The following is an 8,059-nucleotide window of genomic DNA, read 5'->3' as shown; positions in this document are numbered from 1 at the left end:
GTAGCTTACTACTTTTCCATATTCACTTTATTTCAGGCATAAAAAAACCGACTTTCGTCGGTTTCTTTTCTATTAACTTTTGTAGTAATAGAAAGTGGTGGGCGCAGGAGGATTCGAACCTCCGACCGCCTGGTTCGTAGCCAGGTACTCTATCCAGCTGAGCTATGCGCCCACTTTCATTTTTGCTTGTTTTAACTCTAAGCAGAGTGTGTAAAGAGTGGTGGGCGCAGGAGGATTCGAACCTCCGACCGCCTGGTTCGTAGCCAGGTACTCTATCCAGCTGAGCTATGCGCCCATCTTTACGTTTACAAGATTTCGCCATTTAAAAAATGGTGGAGAGGGAGGGATTCGAACCCTCGATAGAGCTACAAACTCTATACTCCCTTAGCAGGGGAGCTCCTTCGGCCACTCGGACACCTCTCCGTCTTGTGGGGCGTATAATAAAGATTTCAGAAAATATGTCAAACACTTTTCTGACAAAAGTGACTATATGGCTATAGATTGCACATATGTCTGGTTTTAAAGTGTAATTAGTTTGAAAATTAATCAGGTTAGGTATTTGGAGTGCTTGAGTTTACGCCCATCACTGGCACTAGTTCGTCAGTAAGTTCAGCAAGATATTGCTCTTGGTAGCCTAACTTCTGAAACTCAGCAATACACGCGCGGTAATAAGCTTGTCGCTCTTGCTCTGTGGTGCTCTCATCGGGTAAAGATTCTACTCGTTTAACTTTCATATTATTTCTCTAAGTCCTTTAGAAATTTTTATTTTTTACGACTAAGAATGACCGTGTACAAATTCCGGCCATATTTTAGCTAAAAAATTCACATAAATACAACATAATGTTTAAAAAACAATCATACCAAAAAGTTATAGTACTGCTTTTATGTTACTAAGCAGTCGGCCAACTTTATGATAATGAAACTGAATTAAGGGTTAACACCCCTTTATACTTACACTTCATTATCAGTGTAGTACTTATTAATTAAAAGCCCTAATGGAAAGTTTAAGCAATGTCTCACAAACAATAGGGCAAAAAAAACGCCACTAATTAGCGGCGTTAATAATTTTTTAGTTTATTCCTTCAAACTTAGTCAGCTTGTGGGCGCATGTGCGGGAATAAAATAACATCTTTGATAGTTGATGAGTCAGTAAATAGCATCACTAAACGGTCAATACCAATGCCCTCACCTGCCGTTGGTGGTAAACCATACTCAAGTGCGCGAATGTAATCTTCATCGTAATGCATTGCTTCATCATCACCGGCGTCTTTCTCTTCAACTTGGCGAGTAAAGCGCTCAGCTTGATCTTGTGCATCGTTAAGCTCTGAGAAACCATTTGCAAGCTCACGTCCGCCAACAAAAAACTCAAAACGGTCAGTTACAAATGGGTTTTCGTCGTTACGACGTGCCAATGGCGATACTTCCCACGGGTAACCAGTAATAAATGTCGGTTGGATAAGCATATGCTCAGCCGTTTCTTCAAATATTTCACATAAGAACTTACCTGGGCCCCATACGCAGTTTTCAGGAATTTTAACGTGTACTTGTTTAGCGTACGCTTTTAATTCTTCAAAGTGGTTTTCTGGGTCGTTAAATACCGCAGCATCAAACTCAGGGTTATATTTTAAGATAGCATCTGCCATGCTTAAACGTGTGAACGGTTGACCAAAGTCATACTCTACTGAATCAACAACGTCGCCGTTTTCATCTTTAGTGGTGTTAACCACAATTGGGCTACCTAATACGTTAGTTGCTACTGTACGTAACATATCTTCGGTGATGTTCATTAAATCAATGTAGTCAGCGTACGCTTGGTAGAACTCAATCATAGTGAATTCTGGGTTGTGACGCGTTGATAACCCTTCGTTACGGAAGTTACGGTTAATTTCGAATACACGGTCAAAACCACCAACGACTAAACGCTTTAAGTAAAGCTCAGGCGCGATACGTAAGTACATGTCGATATCAAGCGCATTATGATGAGTTACAAACGGACGTGCCGATGCGCCACCAGGGATAACCTGTAGCATTGGCGTTTCTACTTCCATAAAGTCGCGGTCTGCTAAAAAGCGACGAATACCTTCAACCACTTGTGAGCGAATACGGAATGTTTCACGCGTTGCTTCGTTAGTAATTAAATCAACATAACGTTGACGGTATTTAGTTTCTTGATCTGATAAGCCATGGAATTTTTCAGGAAGTGGACGAAGTGACTTAGTCAGTAGTTCGTACTCAGCCATATCTACGTATAAATCGCCTTTACCCGATTTATTAAGCGGACCTTTAACACCAATAATATCGCCAATATCGAGTTGGCCATATTTTGCTTTTAAATCTTTTTGTACGTCTTTTGATGCGTAAACTTGTACACGGCCTTTCATATCTTGAATAGACATAAATGGACCACGCTTAGCAAGAATACGACCCGCAATCGATACTACATGCTGTAATTCGATTAACTCTTCTTTACTCTTATCACCAAACTCAGCCTGCAAATCTGCCGTGTAATGCTCACGACGGAATTGGTTTGGATGACCGTTGGCTGGGCAATTTTCGCGAATAGCGTCTAATTTGCCGCGACGCTCAGCGATTAACTTATTTTCGTCTTGGATTTGATCAGTCATTTTTTAGCTCTTTTTTAGCTTGGTGGTTATAAACCAGATTTTAAGCTGGCTTCAATAAATTTATCTAGGTCGCCATCGAGTACCGCTTGAGTGTTACGGTTTTCAACGCCGGTACGTAAATCTTTAATACGTGAGTCATCAAGTACGTATGAACGAATTTGACTTCCCCAGCCAATATCAGACTTGTTGTCTTCTTGGCTTTGCTTTTCAGCATTTTGCTGCTGTAGCTCAAGCTCAAATAATTTCGCTTTTAATTGCTTCATTGCTTGGGCTTTATTTTTATGTTGTGAACGCTCGTTTTGACATTGCACCACGGTGTTGGTTGGTACGTGAGTAATACGTACCGCCGATTCAGTGGTATTTACGTGCTGACCACCCGCGCCTGATGCACGGTAAACGTCTATACGTAAGTCAGACGGATTAATATCAATCTCAATGTTGTCATCAACTTCTGGGTAAACAAACGCAGAAGCAAACGAGGTATGACGGCGGCCACTTGAATCAAATGGGCTTTTACGAACTAGGCGGTGTACGCCTGTTTCAGTGCGTAACCAGCCATAAGCGTATTCGCCAGAAAAACGTACCGTTGCGCCTTTAATACCAGCAACATCACCATCGGTCGCTTCAACTAGCTCCACTTTAAAGCCTTTTGCTTCACCCCAGCGTAAGTACATACGCAGTAAAATATTACACCAGTCTTGCGCTTCAGTACCGCCAGAACCTGACTGTAAATCAAGGTAGGCATCGTTTGAATCGTGAGAACCTGAAAACATACGACGAAACTCAAGCCCTTCAAGCTGCTGATTTAAATCAGCCAGTTCGCTTTGTGCTTCATCAAAGGTGTCTTGATCTTCAGCTTCCACAGCAAGCTCTACTAAACCTTCAACGTCGTCAGTACCGGCTACTAATGTGTCTATGGTTTCAACCACGGCTTCTAGTGCAGACTTTTCACGACCAAGGGCTTGTGCGCGCTCAGGCTCATTCCATACGGCTGAATCTTCAAGTTCGGCGTTAACTTCTTCTAAACGTTCTTGTTTAAGAGCGTAGTCAAAGGTACCCCCGAAGCAGTTCAGTACGTTCGCGAATTTCCTTGATTTGATTAATCACAGGATTCACTTCAAACATGTACATTACTCCAAAATGGCTAGGTTATTGCGCACTTAAAAAAGAGACCGAGCGCAATTAAAAATCATCAAATAATAAAAACGCCCGATTTTAACAAAAAACCGCGCGTTTTATTAGCCTTTTATGCATGGTTTGAAGATATTTTTTAAGCCACTTTTTCAAGCTCTCTAACTATAAGTTGTAAGCTACACTTACCTCTAAACTCGTTAATATCGAGTTGGTACGCTACTTTAACAAACTGCGCCTCGGTATCTGGCCACGCTTTAACATCAATGCCAAAGGCAATGGCATCCACTAAGCGTGCAGACTGATGCTTTAATACCAGCTTTAAGTGTTTTTCACCCACAATACGCTGCTGGATTACTTCAAAGGTGTGTTCAAATATCGGCTCAGGAAACTGCTGCCCCCACGGCCCCGATTGTTTTAAAAGCTGCGCAAAATCCATGCTAAAGCAATCATTAGGTAGCTCACCATCGGTAAACACAATGCAGCGTTTACTTTCTTCGCTGAGTTGCTCGCTAACCGCACTATCAAACGCGCGTTTAAACTCAGTAAATTGCTGCTCGTTAATACTTAAACCTGCAGCCATTGCGTGGCCGCCAAATTTATTAATTAAACCGGGTTGCGCAGTGTTTAATCCCTCTAGTAGGTCGCGCATATGCAAGCCTTCAATAGAGCGACATGAGCCTTTAATTTCACCATTTTCGCCACCGGCAAATATCACGGTTGGGCGGTGGTATTTTTCTTTTAAGCGCCCCGCTAAAATACCAATAACGCCTTGGTGCCAATCGTCTTGATATAAACAAATAGCATCAGGCACACTGTCTTCTTTAAATGCCAGCCTATCAAGCACAGCTTGCGCCTCTACTTGCATACCTTGCTCTATTTCACGTCTGGCAAAGTTTAAACTATCAAGCTCGCCAGCTATGCGCCTAGCTTGATTTATGTCGGTACTGAGTAAGCAGGCTATACCTAAACTCATGTCATCTAAACGCCCTGCGGCATTTAAACGTGGTGCCAATGAAAAGCCAAAATCGCTGGCACTTAAACGAGCTGCATTGCGATTAGCTACTTCAATCAGTGCGGTAATGCCTGGGCGAGTTTTTCCACTGCGAATACGTGCCAAGCCTTGATGTACTAACGTACGGTTATTTGCATCCAGTGCCACCACATCGGCCACCGTACCTAGCGCTACAATATCAAGCAAATCAGCAATATTCGGCATAGGATGTTGGTTAAAGTAGCCTTGTTCACGCAGCGCACTTCTCAGTGCGATAAGTAAATAAAACGCCACACCAACACCGGCTACCGACTTAGAGGGAAAATCACAGTCATGGCGGTTAGGATTAACAATAGCATCGGCATTAGGCAGTTGCTCGCCTTGTAAGTGGTGATCTGTAACCAGTACTTTTATACCTGCGGCTTTAACAATATCAATCCCTGCAACACACGAAATCCCGTTATCTACGGTGATCACTAAATCAGGCTGCATAGTCACTATTTGCTCAGCCAATGCTGGGCTTAAGCCATAACCTAAACTAAAGCGGTCTGGCACTAAGTAATCTAAATGGGTAAAGCCAAACATGGCTAGCCCTTGCATTAAGGTGGCAGTGCTGGTTGCGCCGTCGGCGTCAAAGTCGCCAACAATAAGTATTTTGCTTTGTGCATGCAGTGCATCAATTAACAGCTGGCTAGCTTTGTCTATATCTTTAAATAACTTAAAGTCGAGTAAAGTGGCCGCACTATTATTTAATTCATCAGCATGACAGACGTTACGCGTGGCATAAATTTGCTTAATAACAGGGTGTAGATGACTTGGTAGGTGAGAGTCGTCAACGGGTTCTCGCGCGATGATCATTTTTTTCATGCTGGTTTTTAACTTATGATGTTCATAACAAAAAGACAAAAAAAGGCCATAAAGGCCTTTTTAAACAGTTACTCAGGTTTTTAATTAACCTGCTTTGTTGGCCTCAAGCGCAGCGCTTAATGCGGCTGCTGGTTGGTAGCCTGGGATCATGGTGCCATCTTCTAAAATAATAGCCGGTGTACCACTAATACCAAAACTTTGGCCTAATTGGTAATGCTCTGCTACAGGGGCGCTACAGCCTTTTACAATTTGTGTATCTGCACCCGATTTAGCTTCAGTAAGTGCTCCTTGCTGATCTTTAGCACACCATACATTCATTAAATCAGCATAACCTGACCCTTGTAGGCCACCACGTGGAAACGCTAGGTATTTAACCGTAATGCCCGATTCAAGTAGGTCATCAAGCTCACGGTGTAATTTACGACAGTAACCACAGCTAATATCGGTAAACACGGTAATGCTGTGTTTTTCTTCTGGCGCTTTATACACGATCATTGAATCTTCGTATTCTTTTAACCCTGATTGGCGCACACCGTTAAGTGCTTGCTCGGTCAAATTACTACGGTTGTTTAAATCGATGAGTGTACCTTGCATTAAAAATTGACCGTCTGGGCTTGCATATAGTACCCCTTTATTAGTGATCAATTCTTTTAAGCCTGCAACTGGGCTTGGGTTAATTTGTTTAACAGTTACCCCTAGCGCGGCAAATTTTATCACGATAGGATCTGTAGCATCCGGAGTGACTGCAACGCTATTAGCAAAAGCGCTCAAACTAGTGCACAACATGGCACCTGCTAACATTAATTTTTTCATAACGGGTTCTCTATCCTAAAAATACTTATCTTATCGTGTCTATATGACCGGCTTAGTGACAAAAAAATTCGCTTAAGCACGAGGATGATGCTCAGCATGCACCGATTTTAATCGCTCATTCGCTACATGCGTATAAATTTGGGTAGTTGATAGGTCGCTGTGGCCAAGCATCATCTGCACCACACGCAAGTCAGCCCCATGATTTAATAAATGCGTTGCAAATGCATGTCGCAAGGTATGGGGTGATAACGGCGACTCAACGGATGCCAAAATAGCATAGTGTTTAATCCGATGCCAAAAAGTTTGTCGTGTCATGCCTACCCCTCGTTTAGAAGGAAATACAAAATCGGTGGCGTGTTTTATCATTTGTGCGCGCCCGAGCTTTAAAAACTGCTCGAGCCAATACATAGCTTCTTCACCTAAAGGCACTAGCCGCTCTTTGTTTCCCTTACCTTTTACAAACACCACAGCTTGGCGCAAATTTATTTGCTCCATTCTAAGCCCCACCAGCTCAGTTACCCGCAGGCCTGTTGCATACAGTAACTCCAGCATGGCTTTATCGCGCAGCCCCATTGGCTCTTCAATGTTGGGCGCACTTAATAGCGCCTCTACTTCAGCCTCAGATAGCGTTTTTGGTAACGACTGCCCTGCCTTTGGCTGAGCAATATTGACCATAGGTGAGTCGCTAATTATTTTTTCGCGTACAAAGTACTGATAAAAACGTTTTAATGCACTAATACTTCGCGCAGTACTGCGTGGTTTTAGCCCTAAATCAACGCGGTGTGCTAGGTAACTTTCAACATCTAAGCTGGTTACCGTCATTAAGTTTTCGCCTTTTAAAAATTGGCAAAACTTATCTAAGTCACTGCGATAAGCGCTCAGTGTGTTTTCACTTACGCCTTGCTCTAAATAGAGGCTATCTAAAAAGGTTTCTAAAAAGTCGCTATTGCTGCTTAGCTCAGTATTTTGTTCAGGTAAATCGTCAGATAGCGTTGTCACGTTGTGATCTCATGTTGGTAATACCACGGGAGAAGGTATCAATTAAAAAAGCCTTACGGTAAACTTGAGCCTATCATAACAGGCAATTACACAGTGATAAATACGATGCAGATTGGTTTATTTTTTGGTTCTACTACCTGCTATACCGAAATGGCGGCAGAAAAAATACGCGACATTATAGGCGCCGATATCGTCAGTTTACACAATATTAAAGACGAACCGCTTAAAAACGCTGAGCAATACGACTTTATCATTTTTGGTATCTCAACGTGGGACTTTGGCGAAATTCAAGAAGATTGGGAATCAAAGTGGGACGATATAAAAGATGTCGACTTAAATGGTAAAACCATTGCTTTATTTGGTATGGGCGATCAGCAAGGGTATGGCCAGTGGTTTCAAGACGCGTTAGGCATGCTTCACGATGAAATAAATGCCCAAGCCATTACTCAATTAGGCTTTTGGCCGAACGACAGCAATTACGAATTTGAAGCATCAAAAGCACTTACCGAAGACGGTAAACAGTTTGTAGGTTTAGCATTAGACGAAGACAGTCAGTACGAGCTAAGCGACGAGCGTATTGCCACGTGGGTAGAACAAGTGATGACAGAGTACGCTAAAACCCTATAACTCA

General features: G+C 42.6%; 7 protein-coding genes and 3 tRNA genes. 1 reads left to right on the top strand and 9 read right to left on the bottom strand.

Going from position 1 to position 8,059, the window contains the following annotated elements; genetic code table 11:
* Positions 1-95 precede the first annotated feature (95 nt).
* The 9 genes from P20311_RS05800 to xerD all read right to left on the bottom strand — a co-directional run bounded on the left by P20311_RS05800 (position 96) and on the right by xerD (position 7,428).
* A tRNA-Arg gene (locus P20311_RS05800) sits at positions 96-172 on the bottom strand.
* A gap of 46 nt (positions 173-218) precedes the next feature.
* A tRNA-Arg gene (locus P20311_RS05795) sits at positions 219-295 on the bottom strand.
* Positions 296-330: 35 nt separating this feature from the next.
* Positions 331-423, bottom strand: a tRNA-Ser gene (locus P20311_RS05790).
* A 128-nt stretch (positions 424-551) separates the two neighbouring features.
* Complete coding sequence (locus tag P20311_RS05785; protein ID WP_008110673.1) at positions 552-734, bottom strand: hypothetical protein; 183 nt, start codon at positions 732-734, stop codon at positions 552-554.
* Between the two features lie 354 nt (positions 735-1,088).
* Positions 1,089-2,624, bottom strand: coding sequence for a lysine--tRNA ligase (gene lysS / locus P20311_RS05780; protein WP_008110670.1), 1,536 nt, complete (start codon positions 2,622-2,624; stop codon positions 1,089-1,091).
* A 26-nt stretch (positions 2,625-2,650) separates the two neighbouring features.
* A protein-coding gene (prfB, locus tag P20311_RS05775; RefSeq protein WP_096038752.1) for a peptide chain release factor 2 occupies positions 2,651-3,749 on the bottom strand; the annotation gives its coding sequence in 2 pieces (ribosomal slippage) (positions 2,651-3,673 and positions 3,675-3,749; 1,098 coding nt in all).
* A gap of 145 nt (positions 3,750-3,894) precedes the next feature.
* A complete protein-coding gene (gene recJ / locus P20311_RS05770; protein ID WP_008110667.1) occupies positions 3,895-5,616 on the bottom strand; it encodes a single-stranded-DNA-specific exonuclease RecJ in 1,722 nt (573 codons plus the stop codon).
* An 84-nt stretch (positions 5,617-5,700) separates the two neighbouring features.
* Positions 5,701-6,429 (bottom strand): bifunctional protein-disulfide isomerase/oxidoreductase DsbC, encoded by a 729-nt coding sequence (gene dsbC, locus P20311_RS05765; RefSeq protein WP_008110665.1) that lies wholly within the window; start codon positions 6,427-6,429, stop codon positions 5,701-5,703.
* A 72-nt stretch (positions 6,430-6,501) separates the two neighbouring features.
* Positions 6,502-7,428 carry a site-specific tyrosine recombinase XerD gene (gene xerD, locus P20311_RS05760; RefSeq protein ID WP_008110662.1) on the bottom strand — a complete coding sequence of 309 codons (927 nt, stop codon included), beginning with the start codon at positions 7,426-7,428 and terminating at the stop codon, positions 6,502-6,504.
* A gap of 105 nt (positions 7,429-7,533) precedes the next feature.
* Between xerD and fldB the strand changes: the two genes are divergently transcribed.
* The gene (gene fldB, locus P20311_RS05755; protein ID WP_008110660.1) at positions 7,534-8,055 is read left to right on the top strand and encodes a flavodoxin FldB; all 522 of its coding nucleotides are present in this window, start codon (positions 7,534-7,536) and stop codon (positions 8,053-8,055) included.
* The last annotated feature ends 4 nt before the right edge of the window (positions 8,056-8,059 follow it).

This window comes from Pseudoalteromonas sp. BSi20311, from assembly GCF_000239875.1.
Classification (GTDB): Bacteria; Pseudomonadota; Gammaproteobacteria; order Enterobacterales; family Alteromonadaceae; genus Pseudoalteromonas.
The sequence above is the reverse complement of the archived record's forward strand: the minus strand, read 5'-3'. Positions and strand labels throughout refer to the sequence as shown.